Below are 16,288 nucleotides of genomic sequence, written 5' to 3'. Positions count from 1 at the left end.
CTCTCTCCTTTGTTCCAAGTATAGTGTTGTGTGTGACGAACAACTTTCTCATTGGAAAGTGAAATGAAGTGAAATCGTTATCAAGTTTTCCAATATAGTTTTACCGCATCGAAACAGGGGCTGTCAAGGGGGTTCTTGTACTTTTTACAAAACAAAATGGAGAAAGTAAGACTATATCTTTGTGAGAATTGGAGAAAACTGGGATACAATCATCTATATCAGTGAGCGAACAGGAAAGGCAGATTGAAAACATAATTCAGCTTTTGTCTTTACTGAAAGAACATTTCATGGGAATAAAACAAAAATACAGGCTGGCGCAAATCGCACCAGCCTGTTTCGGAAAAAGCTTTTCAGTTTCGTTTCTAAATTATGAATATTATGGAGAAAACGCTCACTCCCGATTTCCGCACTGGAAAGGTAGGTTCAGCGGGCTTTAGCGGATCTGACCATTGCCGTGGATGATATACTTGTAGCTGCACAGCTCGGCCAGTCCCATGGGGCCGCGGGCGTGGAGTTTCTGGGTGGAAATGCCCATTTCGCACCCAAGGCCGAATTCACCGCCATCCGTAAAGCGAGTGGAACAGTTCACGTACACGGCGGCGCTGTCCACTGCGGCAGTGAACAGGTCGGCATGGGCCTGTGTCTGGGTCAGGATGGCCTCGCTGTGGCCGGTGGAGTGCTCAGCAATATGCCCGATGGCCTCCTCTACGCTGTCCACGACCTTGACCGCGAGGATGTAGTCCAGAAATTCGGTGTCAAAGTCCTTTTCTCCGGCAGGGGTGCCGGAGATGATGGCGGCTGCGCGCTTATCCAGCCGCAGCTCCACCGGGTGCAGGCCCTTTGCCGCGCGGTCCGGGCCAAGCCGCTGGGCCAGACGGGGCAGAAACTGCCCGGCAATGGAAGAGTGCACAAGGCACACTTCCTCGGCGTTGCACACGCTGGGGCGGCTGGCCTTGGCGTTCTCGATGATGTCCAGAGCTTTGTCCAGATCGGCGGTGTCGTCTACGTACACATGGCAGATGCCGGTGCCGGTCTGGATGCAGGGGACCTTGGCGTTCTGAACGCAGGCACGGATCAGCCCGGCACCGCCGCGCGGGATCAGCAGATCCACATAGCCTACAGCGGTCATCAGAGCATTGGCAGAAGCGTGGGTGGTATCCTCGATCAGGCAGACCGCTGTCTCGGGCAGACCGGCCTTTTTCAGGCCCTGCCGCAGGGCTGCGACGATGGCGTTGGCACTGCGCCAGGCCTCCTTGCCGCAGCGCAGGATACAGGCATTGCCGCTCTTGATGGCAAGGGCAGCGGCATCGCTGGTCACATTGGGGCGGCTCTCGTAGATAATGGCGATCACGCCCATGGGCACAGCCGTCTTTTCAATGACAAGCCCGTTGGGGCGCTCCACCCGGTTCAGCACCCGGCCCACCGGGTCGGGCAGAGCGGCAACCTCGCGGATGCCCTGCGCCATGGCTTCAATGCGCGGTGCGGTCAGGGCCAAACGATCCAGCATCACATCGCTGATGTGCCCCTTGGCCGCAGCCATGTCCTCAGCGTTGGCGGCAAGGATGGCCGCCTGATCGTCTGCGCTGCACAGCGCATCTGCCATGCCCAGCAGGGCCGCGTTGCGGGCGGTGTTATCGGCCAGCGCAAGGGCACTTTTGGCGCTGCGGGCGGCTTCCAAAATTTCCTGTGTGGTCATGTGTTCAATCCTCCTTGCGGGCCGCAAAGCGGGTGCCTGCGGATCTGCCTGCGGCAATGTCGTACAAAAGCTCCGGGTGTGCGCCGTTGGCAATGACCATATCGGCACCGCTGCCCGTTACCATGCGGGCAGCGCGCAGCTTGGTGGCCATGCCGCCGGTGCCAAGGGCCGAACCGGCACCATCGGCCAGAGCCATCACCTCGGGGGTGATCTCCTCTACCAGCGGGATGAGCTTTGCATCCGTGTGGGTGTGGGGATTGGCGGTGTACAGGCCGTCGATGTCACTCAGCAGCACCAGCATGTCAGCCTTGGCGCAGCAGGCCACGATGGCCGCCAGCGTGTCGTTGTCGCCAATGGAGGTGATCTCATCGGTGGCAACGGTGTCGTTTTCGTTGATGATGGGCAGGGCACCCAGCTCCAGCAGGCGGGACAGGGTGTTCTGAAAGTTCACGCGGCGTTCGGTGTGCTCCACGTCCACGCCGGTGAGCAGGATCTGCGCCACGGTGTGATTGTAGGCGTTGAACAGCCGGTCGTAGGTGTACATCAGCTCACACTGGCCCACAGCGGCGCAGGCCTGCTTGGTGGTGGTGTCCTTTGGGCGGGTTGGCAGTGAGAGCTTGCCCACGCCCATGCCAATGGCACCGGAGGACACCAGAATGACCTCATGGCCCTCGTTTTTCAGGTCGCTGAGCACCTTGACCAGCTGTTCCGTGTGGCGGATGTTCAGCCGTCCGGTGGCGTATGCCAGAGTAGAAGTGCCTACTTTTACAACGATGCGCATGATATCCTTAACCCTTTCCCATTTCCTTTGTCTTATTGTACGAGGCGATCACGGCATCCATCACCGCACCGCGCAAGCCGTGCTCTTCCAGCACGCGCACGCCCTGAATGGTGCTGCCGCCGGGGCTGCACACAGCATCCTTGAGTTCGCCGGGATGCTTTCCGCTTTCCAGCACCAGCTTTGCGCTGCCCAGAACCATCTGCGCGGCATATTCCTGCGCTTTGGCGCGGGGCAGGCCGCAGGCCACGCCGCCATCAGCCAGAGCCTCAATAAACTGGTACACCCATGCCGGGCCGCAGCCGGAAACGCAGCTGGCGGCATCGATCAGACTTTCCGGCACGGCATCCAGACGGCCCGCAGGAGCCATGATCCTGAGGAAGGCTTCTTCTTCCTCAGCGGTGACATTGCTGGAACAGTACTGGATCATACCCTCGCCCACCGAAGCCGGGGTGTTAGGCATGATGCGGATCACAGGAAAGTCCTCACCGGCCATCTCCTGAATACGGGCGATCGAAAGGCCCGCTGCCATGCTGCACAGCACAAAACGGCTGGGGCGCTCGTCAAAGGTGAACTTGAGCGGCTGGAGCAGAGCTTCCATCATCTGGGGCTTTACCGCCAGAAAGATCAGGTCGCAGTCACCGGCCACCTCGGCATTGGTGGCTGTTTTGCAGCCCAGTTCTTTGGCCAGTGCCTGTGCCTTGGCCACAGTGCGGTTTGCCAGAAAAACTTTCTTAGGGTCAACAGCTTTGCAAACGGCACGGGCGATGGCTCCACCCATGTTGCCGCAGCCCAGAAAACCAATGGTATCCATCATAGTTTGTACCCTCCCTCAAAACGGCACTTCAATCACAGCCGTCTGATCCCATTCTAAGCGCAGAGGAATATAAAATCAAGGGCCTTTTCCGCTTTTTTGCCGGAAGAAGCCGCTTTTGCAGGCATTGCACACCGCCGGAACGGGCTTTTAGAGGCAGAAAAACGGCTTTTGAAGTGAGAAACTGCCGGAGTGAAAACGCAGGAAGTTATTCTTTGTTTACAAAATGGACAGAATCAATGCTTGCAATCGGAACGACTTTTGCGGTATTATAATGTACGAAGCTGCCAATCGCCGTACGCAGCAGGAAAAATTTCTACGGTCGGGAAAGGAAGGTTTTTGTGTCACAAACAACGAAGCGGGCACTGGAAGCATCGCTGAAAAAGTTGCTGCTGGAAAAGCCCCTCAATAAAATCACAATCAACGATATCACCGAGGACTGCGGCGTGAACCGCATGACCTTCTACTACCACTTTAAGGATATTTACGATCTGGTGGACTGGATCCTGATGGAAGATGCGGCCAAGACGATGGAAGGCCGCCAGAGCTTTGATACATGGACCGAAGCATTTCTGGACATCCTGCACCAGATCCGGGATAACAAAGCACTGGTACTGAACGTATACCGCTCTGTGGGTCGTGAACAGGTGGAGCAGTATCTGTACAAACTTCTGGACTCCATGCTGAAGGAATTTGCGGATCGCGAATGCCGCGACATCACCGTGCAGGACGATGACAAGCAGTTTGTGGTGGATTTTTACAAATATGCGCTGGTGGGCGTGGTGCTGGAATGGATCCGCCGGGATATGAAGACCGAGCCCGCTGTGATGGTAGAACGTATGGGACGGATGCTGCAGGGCGATCTGCGCCGCGCGTTATGCCGCCTTGCCAGCAATAAGATCCATCTGGAACAGGACGGTTGAACCGGAAGAACGACAAAATTTTATCATAATCTGCGCCGTGATGGGTTTTCTATCACGGCGCTTTTTCTGTTTATGGCAACTTGTGGGATAGAGTGGTAGAGTAATGGCATAGAAATAGAAAAAGAGATTTCCGAAAAATACCGTTTGGAGGAAAAGGATAATGAATACTTCTGTTGAGAGCCTGACTCATAAAATGCAGCGTGCTGCCGTTGGTAAAATGGTGGACGTGGTGCTTTCTCATGCCGATAAAGATCGTCAGAAAACCGTGGGACAGCTGGTGGATGTTGCAAAGCAGTTCTATGGCAGTTCGTTCAGCGCTGAAGCCTACGAACACGCCAGACAGACCCTGACCGACCCCGACAGCAAGTGGTCCAAGCTCATCAACTGTGTGCTGGATCAGACCGACCCCAACGTGGCCCGCACCATGGCGCTGAATCTGGGCTACGAGGCTTTCTTCCGCGGCACCAAGACCATCCGCGAGAACCGCGTGAAGTATCAGTGCAACATCCCCTGGCTGATCCTGTTCGACCCCACTTCCGCCTGCAACATGCATTGCGTGGGCTGCTGGGCTGGCGAGTATGGCAACAAGAACAACCTCAGCTTTGAGGATATGGACAAGATCGTTACCGAGGGCAAGGAGCTGGGCGTGTACCTGTACATGCTGACCGGCGGCGAGCCGCTGGTGCGTAAGGCTGATATCCTGAAGCTGGCCGAGAAGCACAACGATGTGCAGTTTGCCATCTACACCAACTCCACCCTCATCGATGAGCCGTTCTGCAAAGAGGTGGTGCGTCTGGGCAACATTGCCTTCATGCTGTCCATCGAGGGCACCCCGGAGACCAACGATGCCCGCCGCGGTGAGGGGCACTATGCCGCTGTTATGCATGCTATGGATCTGCTCAAGGAGCACGGCATCGTGTTCGGCACGTCCATCTGCTACACCCGCGATAACATCGAAGCTGTTACCAACGATGAGTTCATGCGTTTCCTGTGCGAGAAGGGTGCACACTTCGGCTTCTACTTCCACTACATGCCCGTGGGCAACGAGGCAGCACCGGAACTGATGCCTACCCCGGAGCAGCGCAAATATATGATCGACCGCATCCGCTATCTGCGCTCGGAAGAGTGCGATATCCCGTTCTACCCCATGGATTTCCAGAACGATGGCGAGTTCGTGGGCGGCTGCATTGCCGGCGGACGCAACTACTTCCACATCAACTCTGCCGGTGACGCAGAGCCGTGCGTGTTCATCCACTACTCCAATGCCAATATCCACGACCAGAGCATTCTGGAAATTCTGCACAGCCCGCTGTTCATGGCTTATCACAACGGCCAGCCCTTCAACAAGAACCATCTGCGTCCCTGCCCGATGCTGGAAAACCCCGAACTGCTGCAGAAGATGGTGCACGAGACCGGTGCCCACAGCACCGACCTGCAGTCGCCGGAGAGCGTGGAGCACCTGTGCGAGAAGTGCAAGAACTATGCGGCCAACTGGCAGCCCACGGCGGACGAGATCTGGTCCCACACCAAGATCCGCGAGAGCCGCTACGAGAACTACAAGGACTGGAAGCCCTCGCAGCCCATTGAAAAGTAACGAAGGCAGACATCATAATGCAAACAAAGCCCAGACGTTCCATTGAAGTGCGCTCCGTCAAGTAGACAGAGAAATAATATAAGTTTTTGTTCGCCGTTTCCACAAGGAAACGGCGAATTTTTTGTGCAAAAGTGATGGTTCTTTCTTGATATAAAAATACCCCCAGAGTACGCAGAGTTTTTGTTTTACTCTGTCTACTCTAGGGGGAGCATATCACACTCAGAGAGGGTCTTACTGTTTCATGAAAGAGTGGTTTTGAAAATTACCAGAACCAGTAGCGCTTTTTCAGCACAACATATGCAATGCCGATCAGAACCACTACAACACCACCGGCAATGAAGAAGGTCCAGTTGATATTGGCAAATTTCAGGTTCTGGTTGGTCAGCAGATAACGGCCTGCAGTATCGGCAGTGATGATGCCGTCGGTGTAGCTGTTCAGATACTGCCACTTGTTGGAGACGGTGTTGTACAGATACAGGCGGGTATAGGTGCTCACATCCAGATCGATGCGCACCGAGCAGGGAAGAGCCTTGCCCTTGTCCAGCTCAAACTCGATGCCCTGATCGGACTCAGTCAGGATGAGCATGGTGTCCAGCTCACTGGTGGTGCTCTTGACACCGCTGCCTGCAATCTGCATGGTGTAGCCATCGCCCACCACGCACAGGGTCTTGCCGGTGGTACGCAGCGCATTGAGGATATCACCGGTCACGGTAGGCACCTCGGCCTGTGTGAAAACGATCTCGTTGTCCTCACTGTCCTGAATGGCCTGCACAACGGGATCGATCTCGATGGGAGTATCGTTATCCGATTCGGTGGAGCTGCTGTCCGAAGAATTATCGGAAGAAGATGCAGCCGAACGGTTGACGATGACCGTGACCATGGCGGATGCAGTGCCGTTGGAAACGGTAATGGAAGTAGCGCCGGTGCCCACAGCCGTGATCACGCCGCTGGGGCTGACCGTGGCAATGTTGCTGTTGGCGGACTTATAGGTGAACTTCTGGGAAGCGGAAGAAGGCTTGACACTGGCGGTCAGGGTGCGGGTGGCACCGGGCTTGAGCACAACGTAGGAAGGATTCACCGTGACGACCTGACCGCTGTTGGAAGAACCAGTGCTGGCGGTGCCAGTGCTGGAGTTGGGAATACTCATGACCGTGACATTGGTGGTAGCAGTCACCGAACCGCAGGTAGCGGTAATGGTGGCGGTGCCGGGGGCAATGCCGGTAACACGGCCGAAATTGTTCACCGTGGCGACCTTCTCATTGGAAGAGGTCAGGGCGACGGTGGCATAGTTGGAAGCCGAAGTAGGCCGCACCTGCAGCTGTGCCGAGACCGAGTTGCCAACATAGATGGTGTTGGAGGAAAGGGAAAGGTCCATCTCGGTAACGATCATGGAAGAATCCATGGAGACAACGATGGTGTAGGCACAGATCTGGTTGCCTGCGGCAGCGGTGATGCGGGTGGTGCCTACGCCCACAGCCTGCACGACACCGGAGTTGCTCACGGTCAGAATGGAAGTATCGTCCGAGATAAAGACAACCGAGTCGGTAGAGTTGCGCGGACGCACCACAGGAGACAGCTGCTGAGAGGAACCCAGCAGCATGTTGGCGGTATAGCTGCCGGCCTCAATGCTTTCGGCAGGCACGTCCTGATCCCACGGCATGGCAACGCCGCTCAGGGCAAGGCCGGAGACAGGGCTTGCTGCGGCCGCAGACACAGCTGTGCCGCAGGCCAGCAGGCAGAGCGCTGCCGCACAGACGGCCAGTTTTTTTGCGGTTGATTTCATAGTAAGTGTACCTCTTTGGGTGATATAACGGCGGCTGGCAGTCAGCACAGCTCCGGTTTAGCGGAACAGAACGCCCAGGGCTTCCATTGCGTACTCGAAATAGGTGACCTGATCGTACTCCACGCGGGCAGTAACGCTCATGCCGTTGGAAAGATCCACCTTGTCGCCGCTGCGGCTCACCACATAAGTGGCATCGGGCTTAATGGTCATCTTATAGTAGGAAGCGTTGGAGCTGGCCGTCACGTCACTGTCAATGGCCGTTACAGTGCCGGTCAGGGTGCCATAGGAATACTCCGAAAGGCCGGTAATGGCGATCTTGCACGGGTCACCCACATGAAGCAGCGGGCGGTCGTTCACGGTGACCATGGCAACGATCTCCAGATCGTCGTTCTCGCTGGCAACAGTGGCCAGCGGGGAGCCTGCGCTCAGCACCATGCCCTCTTTGTAAGGAGTATCCATGTGGATCACACCGGAGGTGGGGGCGTAGATGTAGTAATCGTTGGCACCGGTGTTCAAGGCATCGAGCTGAGCCTGAACGTTGTCCACGTTGCTCTGTGCGCTGGTAATGCTCTGGGAGATGGACTGCATGGTGGAGTAGTACAGAGCTTCTACTTCGCTCTGGCTCTGCTCCATCATGGTCTTGATCTGAGCATCGGAGTAACCGGCAGCCTGATAGGCCGTGGCATCAAAGGTCTTCTGAGAGACCTGGCTCTTGTAGGTCTCGTACTGATAGTAGTAGGGCTGATCTTCGGGGTTTGTCTCGCTGAAGTAGTTGGTATCATCCTGCACGCACTGCAGCAGTTTGTTGTACTGGTCCAGCTGGGTCTGGTAGATCTTGAGCTGGCTTTCCAGGTTATCCTGCTGCATGTCGATATCCGTGCTCTTGATGTGGGCCACGAGGTCGCCCTCGTTCACATAGCTGCCCTCCGAAATATACATCTCGGTAATGGAGCCGGAATAACTGGACATGATATAGGTTTTATTGCTGGCCTGAACGGTGCCTGCGTTCTGGCTGACATAAATGCGGTTGGTATGGGTGCTCCACACCACCAGAAACAGCATGAAGATGCCCACCAGAATGACAAAAGCGTAGCCATAAGGCGGCAGCTTTTTTTCCATCATGATGCGGCGGTCCTGCAGATCCGAAAGGTTCTGAACTTTAATCGTCATAATTACTTGGTCTCCATAAAGACATCGACCACGGCATCATCCTCGTCCTGATTGACATAGATGGTATAGGAGGTGCCGGTCAGTTTCTGCTCATTCTCAAAAGCGTGGACCTGCAGCTTGTAGGAAGCCAGCTGGCTTTCGGGCATGGGGCCGGTGTAGTGGGCATACAGGCAGTTCTTCACGCGCAGAACAGCATCCATATGGTAGTCCTGCTCCATCTGGCCGATGAACTGGGTAGCCTGCTGCATCATGTACAGGTGCATCTGACGATCCTCACCAACCACCATGGCCTGCACAATGGGGCCAATGGGCTGTGCGTTGTTGCTCTTGATAAAGTTGTGCATCTGGGTCAGCACCACGGGCAGACTGGCCATCTCTTCCGGATGGATCTCACGGGAGAGCACATTGGTGAGCTTCAGGGTCTTGTTCTCGGCTACTTTGATCTCTTTCATGTTGAATACCTCGGTTCCTTTTCAGATTTACCTCAGAAGAGGCAGTAATAGGCAATCGAGAAAGGGGAGAAAACCGCTGCAGAGAGCAGCTTCCTCTCCGCTCCCGATCGCCTACTACTTATAAAAGTAATAGGGATCTTGCAAATAAAATGTGCCCGGAGGCATTTTGCCTCCGGGCACACCATAGTGAGGCATAGTTACCTGAGCAGGCGGGGCCTGTTCAGGATAACACCATCTACTTCTACTAAACAGAAAGTCTTTCTAGCTCTTTTTATCTGACACAGCAAAACTATGTCAAATCAAGCTATCCATCATGAATGACTCCCTTTCATATGTAACCGGGTACGCACCCGGCTGCAACACATCAATAGGTGATCGACTCACCGTCGTCATCCTCTTCCACCACGGCCTGCATGACAGACTGCTTGGGCTCTGCCTTTTTGCTGCGGTAGATACCCTGCTGCATGTTCCACAGCTCGTAGTACTTGCCTTCCTTGGCAAGCAGCTCATCGTGCGTGCCGCGTTCCACGATCTTGCCGTGATCCATCACAAGGATCAGATCACAGTCACGAACAGTGGACAGGCGGTGAGCTACGATCAGCATGGAACGATCTGCAAGCTGATCGTAGATCATGTTGAAGATCAAATTTTCCGTAGCAAAGTCCAGATTACTGGTGGATTCATCCAGAATGTAGAGGTTGGAATCTTTCAGGAAAGCGCGTGCCAGCGCAATGCGCTGCTTTTCACCGCCGGACAGGCCGTTGCCCGCTTCTTCCAGATAGGTGTTATACTGCAGGGGCAGATGACGGATAAAGTCGTGAGCATCTGCCTTCTTGGCAGCTTCCTTAACTTCGTCCATCGTAGCGTCCATACGGGAAACACGGATGTTATCATAAATGGTCTTGCTGAACAGCTCAACGTTCTGCGGCACATAAGAAATTGCGCGGCGGACAGAATCATTGGTGTATTCAGCCAGATTCACACCGTTCAAGTCGATCTCGCCATCTTCCGGCTCATAATACTTGAGCAGAAGCTTGGTGATCGTGGATTTGCCGCTGCCGCTGCTGCCCACCAGCGCGACCTTTTTACCGGCCGGAATGGTAAAGCTGATGTGATCCAGTGCAGGGGCACGGTTGCCATAACGGAAAGTGACATCCTTGAACTCGATATCGCCCTCCACCTTGTCCAGATCGGTGCGGTCTTCGTCGCCGACCGTCTCGGAGGGATAATCCATGATCTCGCCCAGACGCTTCATGGAAATGCTGGCCTCCTGAATCTGCATCTGCAGACCGATCAGGTTGCTCAGCGGGGAAGTAAAGTAAGAGGACAGCGTGCTGAAGGCCATGAATCCACCCAGTGTCATCTCACCTTTCAGAACCTGACTGATACCCACATAGGTGGTCAGCATGCTGAAACCGGTGGAAATGAAGGAGGAAATCAGGCCCTGCGTGGTGCTGATCTTGCTGGAGCGCAGGCTGATCTTCAGGCTCTTGATGTACTCACGCTCGAGGTTCTCCATTTCGGTATCCTCGTTGGCGTTGCACTTGACCGTCTCAATGCCGCGCAGGCTTTCGATCATCTGGCTGTTCAGTGCAGCGGACTGCACCATGGTCTCTTCGTTGATCTTTTTGTAAGGCTGCTTGTAGATCAGCACCAGCAGAATGCTGACCAGAGCCATGAACAGCGAGATCGAGAAGAGCATCGCATTCATGCGGAACAGGATGATACCGGTGATAATGGCCATCGAGATATCCATGATCAGGCTCAGCGCAATGCTGGTAAAGATGGATTTGATGGTGTTTGCATCCGAATAACGGGTGGTGATATCACCAGTCTTGCGGGTGGCAAAGAACTTCATGGGCAGACGGAAGATATGCCCGAAGTAACCCAGCATCAGCGGAATATCGATCTTGATGGATAGGTGGATCAGAACCCACTGCCGGACAAAGCCCACCAGCGTATTGGTGATGCTGACCATGCTGAACACAAGGATCAGCGTGACCAGCAGATTGTCTAGGCCATATGGCAAGACCTCGTCCATCAGGATCTTGTTGAACATGGAGGAGGCAATGCCCAGGATCGTAACGATCAGAGAACTCAGGATCGCATAGGCAAAGAGCTTTTTCTGGGGCAGCAACAGGTCAACGTAACGCTTGAACATGCCGCCCTTTTCGATCTTACCGCCCTTGAACTCCGAGGTGGGGTTCATCAGCAGCAGAACACCGGTAAAGTTCTTGTAGAACTCATCCAGAGAGATCTTTTTCAGCTCGCTGCCGGGGTCGCCGATCACGACATAATCCTTGCACTTGTGTTTTTTGCCGTTCTTCTCATCTTCCTTGGCGGCTTCGGCTTCTTTCAGCATGTGCCGACGACGCTCACCGTCATCTTTGATGGTGGTCTTTTTAAAGACAACCACAAAGTGGGCCAGACCCTGATCGGTGATGACCTGCGCAATGCAGGGCAGCGAGAAATCGCTGAGGAAATTTTCACGGTCTACGCGAACCGCTGCAGTGGTGAAACCCAACTCATTAGCGGCTTTCTGCAAACCAACAAGGTTCGTGCCTTTCAGGTCGGTACCCATCATATCGCGCAGGCGGGTGATGGTAACTTCCTTTTTGTAATGGAGGCACACCATTGCGAGGCAGGCAGCCGCACAGTCAGTAGTGTCGTGCTGCCGGACATAGGTATAACGCATAGATGCTTCCTTTGATCATATACAAATTTATTCAAACAGCGGCAGGCGTTTTGAAGAAGCGGCCTGCCGCAGATCTGACAACGTGAAAAGAGCCGGAGCCTGAAACAACAGCACAGAGACCGGTGCTTTGTCCTGTCCTGCGGAGAACCATGACAAAACACCGGTCGGCTGCTATCAAAAGAAGGGAGCACCTACCCTTTGATCTGTGTGCCGGACTTTGGAAAAACAGATACAAATTCCCAAAGCTTATAAGCAGTATACCACAATGTGACATCTTCTTCAAGTAGTCAAATTTTAAGAAATCATTATGCTTGATGCTTTTTTCGCATGGATGCTGTGTTTTTGGGACAGAGAAGCCCAAAAAACAGAGGAGAAACACGACTGCATGGCTGTACAGAAAAAGGGTGTAGTATGGGACAAACAAAAAAGGCAATGTTCTGTGGAACATTGCCTTTTCTTCTGGCGCCTCTTGCCTGACTCGAACAGGCGACACCCTGATTAACAGTCAGGTGCTCTAACCGACTGAGCTAAAGAGGCAAATCACATTTGTGACTGCGAGAGATATTATACCGCATAAGAATGCCTTTTGCAAGCCTTTTTTTAAAAAATGAATCATTTTTGGCAAAATAAAACCGTCCTGCAGTGTTTTGAAACGCTGCAGGACGGTAAAGTACATATTATAAAAGAAGGAAAGGCTTATTTCAGCTTGCTCTTGGCCTTCATGCGCTGCTCGTGGTTCAGGATCTGCTTGCGGATGCGCAGATTTTCAGGAGTGACCTCCAGCAGCTCGTCCTGTGCAAGGAATTCCAGGCAGCCTTCCAGGCTGAGCTTGCTAATGGGGATCAGGCGCAGAGCATCATCGGAGCCGGATGCACGGGTGTTGGTCAGGTGCTTGGTCTTGCAGACGTTGACATCCACATCCTCGCCGGAAGCGGTGTAGCCAATGACCATGCCTTCGTAGACCTTTTCACCAGCGCCCACCAGAAGGGTGCCGCGCTGCTGAGCATTGAACAGACCGTAGGTGACAGCCTCGCCGGTCTCAAAGCTGACCAGAGAACCGGTGGAGCGGTTGGCAATCATGCCAGCCCAGACATCGTAACCGTCGAAGATCTGGTTGATGATGCCTTCGCCATGGGTATCGGTCAGGAACTGGTTGCGGTAGCCGAACAGGCCGCGGCTGGGCATACGGAACTCCAGACGCACACGGTCGGTGCCCAGAGATTCCATCTGCTGCAGGATAGCCTTGCGCTGGCCCAGACCGGTCATGACAGCGCCCTGATACTGGGTGGGCACATCGATGACGACATGCTCCATAGGCTCATAGGTCTTGCCGTCGATGACCTTGGTCAGGACGTGCGGGGGAGAGACCTGCAGCTCATAACCTTCACGGCGCATGGTCTCAATCAGGATGGACAGGTGCATCTCACCACGGCCCATAACGCGGAAGGAATCGGTAGTGGCGGAATCCTCCACCTTCAGAGCAACGTCCTTCAGCAGCTCCTTCTGCAGACGGTCACGGATCTGACGGCTGGTAACATACTTACCCTCGCGGCCGGCCAGCGGGCTGTCATTGACGGAGAAGGTCATTTCAACGGTAGGATCGTTGATCTTCACGAAGGGCAGCGGCTCCACATTGGAGGGGCTGCACAGGGTATTGCCGATGGTCACATCGGGCAGGCCGGAGAATGCCACGATATCGCCGGCGGTGATGTTATCGCACGGCTGACGGCCATTGGCCTGGAAGTCGTACAGCTTGGTCAGACGGCCGCGCATCTTCAGATCCTGATTGTGCCAGTCACAGACGACAACTTCCTCGCCCACCTTGGCAACGCCGTTCTGGATGCGGCCAATGCCGATGCGGCCCACAAAGTCGTTGTAGTCCACAGAGGACACCAGCATCTGGAAGGGAGCCTCGGGGTCGCCCTCAGGCGGCTTGATGGTGCTCAGCAGAGTATCGAACAGGGGGATCAGGTCGGTGCCGGGCACATCCGGGTCCAGGCTTGCGGTGCCATCACGGCCGCAGCAGAACAGCATGGGGCAGTCCAGCTGCTCATCGGTAGCGCCCAGATCCATCAGCAGGTACAGAACTTCGTCGATGACTTCCTTGATGCGGGCATCGGGGCGGTCGATCTTGTTGATGGCCACCACCAGACTCAGGTTCTGCTGCAGAGCCTTCTGCAACACAAAACGGGTCTGGGGCATGCAGCCCTCGGCGGCATCCACCAGCAGCAGAACGCCGTTGACCATCTTCAGCACGCGCTCCACCTCGCCGCCAAAGTCGGCATGGCCCGGAGTATCGACAATATTGATCTTGACACCCTTGTAGGTGCAGGAGCAGTTCTTGGCCAGAATGGTAATGCCACGCTCACGCTCGATATCGCCGCTGTCCATGACGCGCTCAGCCACGACCTGATTATCGCGGAATGCGCCGCTCTGACGCAGCATTGCGTCCACCAGGGTGGTCTTGCCGTGGTCAACGTGAGCGATAATGGCAACGTTGCGCAAATCGTTACGAACCATAAAATTCAACCTCTCTATTATTAAAACTCATAAAATACGAACGAACGTCATACAAGTTTAAGTTTATAACAGAAAGGGGTGGTTTGTCAAGATTGTATAAAAAATTTTTCAACCTTTCGGCAAAATGCCTGAGAAAAGCCATGCGATTTGTGCGGCGTGTACCTTTAGAATATGCTATACTAAGGGTACAGAAGAAATAAAGCCGGAGGTGTTTTTATGAAGATCACATTTCTGGGCGCGAACCATGAGGTCACCGGCAGCTGCACTTTGATCGAAGCGGCTGGGCAGCGCTTTTTGATCGACTGCGGCATGGAGCAGGGGAAGGACGTATACGAGAACCAGCCCATCCCGGTGGCACCCGGCGAGATCGACTGGGTGCTGGCCACCCATGCACACATCGACCATACCGGTATGCTGCCGCTGCTGGTGCGCAACGGCTTCCGCGGCAAGATCTATGCCACGAACCCCACGGTGGAGCTGTGCGGCATCATGCTGCGGGACTCGGCCCATATTCAGGAATTTGAAGCGGAGTGGAAAAACCGCAAGGGCCAGCGCTCCGGCGCAGAACCGGTGGAACCGATGTATACTGTGCAGGATGCTGAAGCAGCCATGAAGCTGTTTGTGGGCAAGGCCTATGAGCAGCGCTTCCAGCTTGCACCGGGCATTGAAGCCCGCTTTGTGGATGTGGGCCATCTGCTTGGCTCGGCCAGCATAGAGCTTTGGATCACCGAGGGTGAGACCACGACCAAGCTGGTATTCTCCGGTGATATCGGCAATCTGGATCAGCCCATCATCAAGGATCCTGCTTACATCAAAGAGGCGGACTACGCCTTTATGGAATCTACCTACGGCGACCGCAGCCACGGCCCGAAGCCGGACTATGTGAGCGAACTGACGAAGATCCTGCAGCGCACCTTTGACCGGGGCGGCAATGTGGTCATTCCCAGCTTTGCGGTGGGCCGCACGCAGGAGATGCTCTACTTTATCCGTGAGATCAAGGAAAAGGGCCTTGTGAAGGGACACGGCAACTTCCCGGTGTACATTGACAGCCCGCTCGCCATCGAGGCGACCCGCATCTTTAAAGATACCGACCCGGACTGCTTTGATGCAGACACCCGCGCTCTGCTGGAAAAAGGCATTGATCCGATCACCTTCCCGGGGCTGCGCGTCACGGTGACCAGTGATGAATCCCGCATGATCAATGCAGACCGCGTGCCAAAGGTCATCCTCTCGGCTAGCGGTATGTGCGAGGCAGGCCGCATCCGCCACCACCTCAAGCACAATCTGTGGCGGCCGGAGTGCACCATTCTGTTCGTGGGCTATCAGGCGGTGGGCACGCTGGGCCGCACCCTGCTGGAAGGTGCCACGACGGTAAAACTGTTCGGTGAACCTATTGAGGTGCAGGCAGAACTGTGCCAGCTCACCGGCATGTCCGGCCATGCGGACAGAGAAGGTCTGCTGCGGTGGGTGAACTCCTTTGAGCAGAAACCAAAGCGTGTGTTCGTGATGCACGGCGAAGATGAGACCGAGGACCACTTTGTGCAGACCTTGACGGAACAGGGCTTCACTGCCTGCGCACCCTACAACGGCGCACAGTGGGCCATCGGAGCCGAGGGAGCCGTATGCCTGCAGGAGGGCATGCGCGTCCGCATTGAGCACAAGGCGAATGAAGGCCAGAGCCGTGCGGCCAGTGTGTTCCAGCGGCTGGTCAGCGCCGGCAAGCGCCTGCTGCGGGTCATCGAGCACAACGAGGGCGGCGCAAACAAAGACCTTGCCAAGTTTGCCGACCAGATCAATGCCCTGTGCGATAAGTGGGACCGATAAAGCAAAACAAAAGCGCCGTGACCCAAAAGGCCACGGCGC

11 protein-coding genes and 1 tRNA gene are annotated in these 16,288 nt (G+C 55.1%); 3 read left to right on the top strand and 9 right to left on the bottom strand.

Translation table 11 applies throughout. The features are described from left to right. Positions 1 to 433: 433 nt before the first annotated feature. The 3 genes from J3348_RS11095 to proC are packed head-to-tail and all read right to left on the bottom strand — an operon-like array spanning position 434 to position 3,291. Positions 434 to 1,696, bottom strand: coding sequence for a glutamate-5-semialdehyde dehydrogenase (locus tag J3348_RS11095; RefSeq protein ID WP_207698991.1), 1,263 nt, complete (start codon positions 1,694 to 1,696; stop codon positions 434 to 436). A 4-nt stretch (positions 1,697 to 1,700) separates the two neighbouring features. Beyond that, positions 1,701 to 2,477: a glutamate 5-kinase gene (gene proB / locus J3348_RS11090; RefSeq protein ID WP_097775355.1), complete on the bottom strand. Its 777-nt coding sequence runs from the start codon at positions 2,475 to 2,477 to the stop codon at positions 1,701 to 1,703. A 7-nt stretch (positions 2,478 to 2,484) separates the two neighbouring features. After that, on the bottom strand, positions 2,485 to 3,291 hold the full coding sequence (proC, locus tag J3348_RS11085) for a pyrroline-5-carboxylate reductase (RefSeq protein ID WP_120020281.1): 807 nt from the start codon (positions 3,289 to 3,291) through the stop codon (positions 2,485 to 2,487). A 338-nt stretch (positions 3,292 to 3,629) separates the two neighbouring features. Between proC and J3348_RS11080 the strand changes: the two genes are divergently transcribed. Both J3348_RS11080 and J3348_RS11075 read left to right on the top strand, forming a co-directional pair. Further along, a complete protein-coding gene (locus J3348_RS11080; protein ID WP_097777606.1) occupies positions 3,630 to 4,211 on the top strand; it encodes a TetR-like C-terminal domain-containing protein in 582 nt (193 codons plus the stop codon). A 160-nt stretch (positions 4,212 to 4,371) separates the two neighbouring features. Then, positions 4,372 to 5,805 (top strand): radical SAM protein, encoded by a 1,434-nt coding sequence (locus tag J3348_RS11075; RefSeq protein ID WP_207698990.1) that lies wholly within the window; start codon positions 4,372 to 4,374, stop codon positions 5,803 to 5,805. A 262-nt stretch (positions 5,806 to 6,067) separates the two neighbouring features. Here J3348_RS11075 and J3348_RS11070 read toward each other — a convergent pair whose 3' ends face one another. The 6 genes from J3348_RS11070 to typA all read right to left on the bottom strand — a co-directional run bounded on the left by J3348_RS11070 (position 6,068) and on the right by typA (position 14,425). After that, positions 6,068 to 7,588: an Ig-like domain-containing protein gene (locus J3348_RS11070; RefSeq protein WP_207698989.1), complete on the bottom strand. Its 1,521-nt coding sequence runs from the start codon at positions 7,586 to 7,588 to the stop codon at positions 6,068 to 6,070. 57 nt (positions 7,589 to 7,645) lie between these two features. Next, on the bottom strand, positions 7,646 to 8,758 hold the full coding sequence (locus tag J3348_RS11065; RefSeq protein WP_005945848.1) for an HlyD family efflux transporter periplasmic adaptor subunit: 1,113 nt from the start codon (positions 8,756 to 8,758) through the stop codon (positions 7,646 to 7,648). A gap of 2 nt (positions 8,759 to 8,760) precedes the next feature. Then, positions 8,761 to 9,210: a hypothetical protein gene (locus tag J3348_RS11060; protein ID WP_005945849.1), complete on the bottom strand. Its 450-nt coding sequence runs from the start codon at positions 9,208 to 9,210 to the stop codon at positions 8,761 to 8,763. Positions 9,211 to 9,574: 364 nt separating this feature from the next. Then, positions 9,575 to 11,905, bottom strand: a complete 2,331-nt coding sequence (locus J3348_RS11055) for a peptidase domain-containing ABC transporter (protein WP_005945852.1) — start codon at positions 11,903 to 11,905, stop codon at positions 9,575 to 9,577. A gap of 460 nt (positions 11,906 to 12,365) precedes the next feature. After that, a tRNA-Asn gene (locus J3348_RS11050) sits at positions 12,366 to 12,442 on the bottom strand. A gap of 159 nt (positions 12,443 to 12,601) precedes the next feature. Beyond that, positions 12,602 to 14,425 (bottom strand): translational GTPase TypA, encoded by a 1,824-nt coding sequence (typA, locus tag J3348_RS11045; protein WP_005945857.1) that lies wholly within the window; start codon positions 14,423 to 14,425, stop codon positions 12,602 to 12,604. 216 nt (positions 14,426 to 14,641) lie between these two features. Here typA and J3348_RS11040 point away from each other — a divergent pair, with 216 nt between their 5' ends. Next, entirely contained in the window at positions 14,642 to 16,249 is a 1,608-nt protein-coding gene (locus tag J3348_RS11040) for an MBL fold metallo-hydrolase (RefSeq protein WP_097775360.1), read from the top strand. The last annotated feature ends 39 nt before the right edge of the window (positions 16,250 to 16,288 follow it).

This window comes from Faecalibacterium sp. Marseille-Q4896 (genome assembly GCF_017377615.1).
Lineage (GTDB): Bacteria > Bacillota > Clostridia > Oscillospirales > Ruminococcaceae > Faecalibacterium > Faecalibacterium taiwanense.
Note: the sequence above shows the minus strand (reverse complement) of the source record. Positions and strands in the feature narration are given on the sequence as shown.

Excerpts from the sequence above, each read along its gene's own strand:
- J3348_RS11070 (WP_207698989.1), bottom strand. The coding sequence starts at position 7,588 with ATGAAATCAACCGCAAAAAAACTGGCCGTCTGTGCGGCAGCGCTCTGC.
- J3348_RS11040 (WP_097775360.1), top strand. The coding sequence starts at position 14,642 with ATGAAGATCACATTTCTGGGCGCGAACCATGAGGTCACCGGCAGCTGC.
- J3348_RS11095 (WP_207698991.1), bottom strand. The coding sequence starts at position 1,696 with ATGACCACACAGGAAATTTTGGAAGCCGCCCGCAGCGCCAAAAGTGCC.
- proB (WP_097775355.1), bottom strand. The coding sequence starts at position 2,477 with ATGCGCATCGTTGTAAAAGTAGGCACTTCTACTCTGGCATACGCCACC.
- proC (WP_120020281.1), bottom strand. The coding sequence starts at position 3,291 with ATGATGGATACCATTGGTTTTCTGGGCTGCGGCAACATGGGTGGAGCC.
- J3348_RS11075 (WP_207698990.1), top strand. The coding sequence starts at position 4,372 with ATGAATACTTCTGTTGAGAGCCTGACTCATAAAATGCAGCGTGCTGCC.
- J3348_RS11055 (WP_005945852.1), bottom strand. The coding sequence starts at position 11,905 with ATGCGTTATACCTATGTCCGGCAGCACGACACTACTGACTGTGCGGCT.
- J3348_RS11060 (WP_005945849.1), bottom strand. The coding sequence starts at position 9,210 with ATGAAAGAGATCAAAGTAGCCGAGAACAAGACCCTGAAGCTCACCAAT.
- typA (WP_005945857.1), bottom strand. The coding sequence starts at position 14,425 with ATGGTTCGTAACGATTTGCGCAACGTTGCCATTATCGCTCACGTTGAC.
- J3348_RS11065 (WP_005945848.1), bottom strand. The coding sequence starts at position 8,758 with ATGACGATTAAAGTTCAGAACCTTTCGGATCTGCAGGACCGCCGCATC.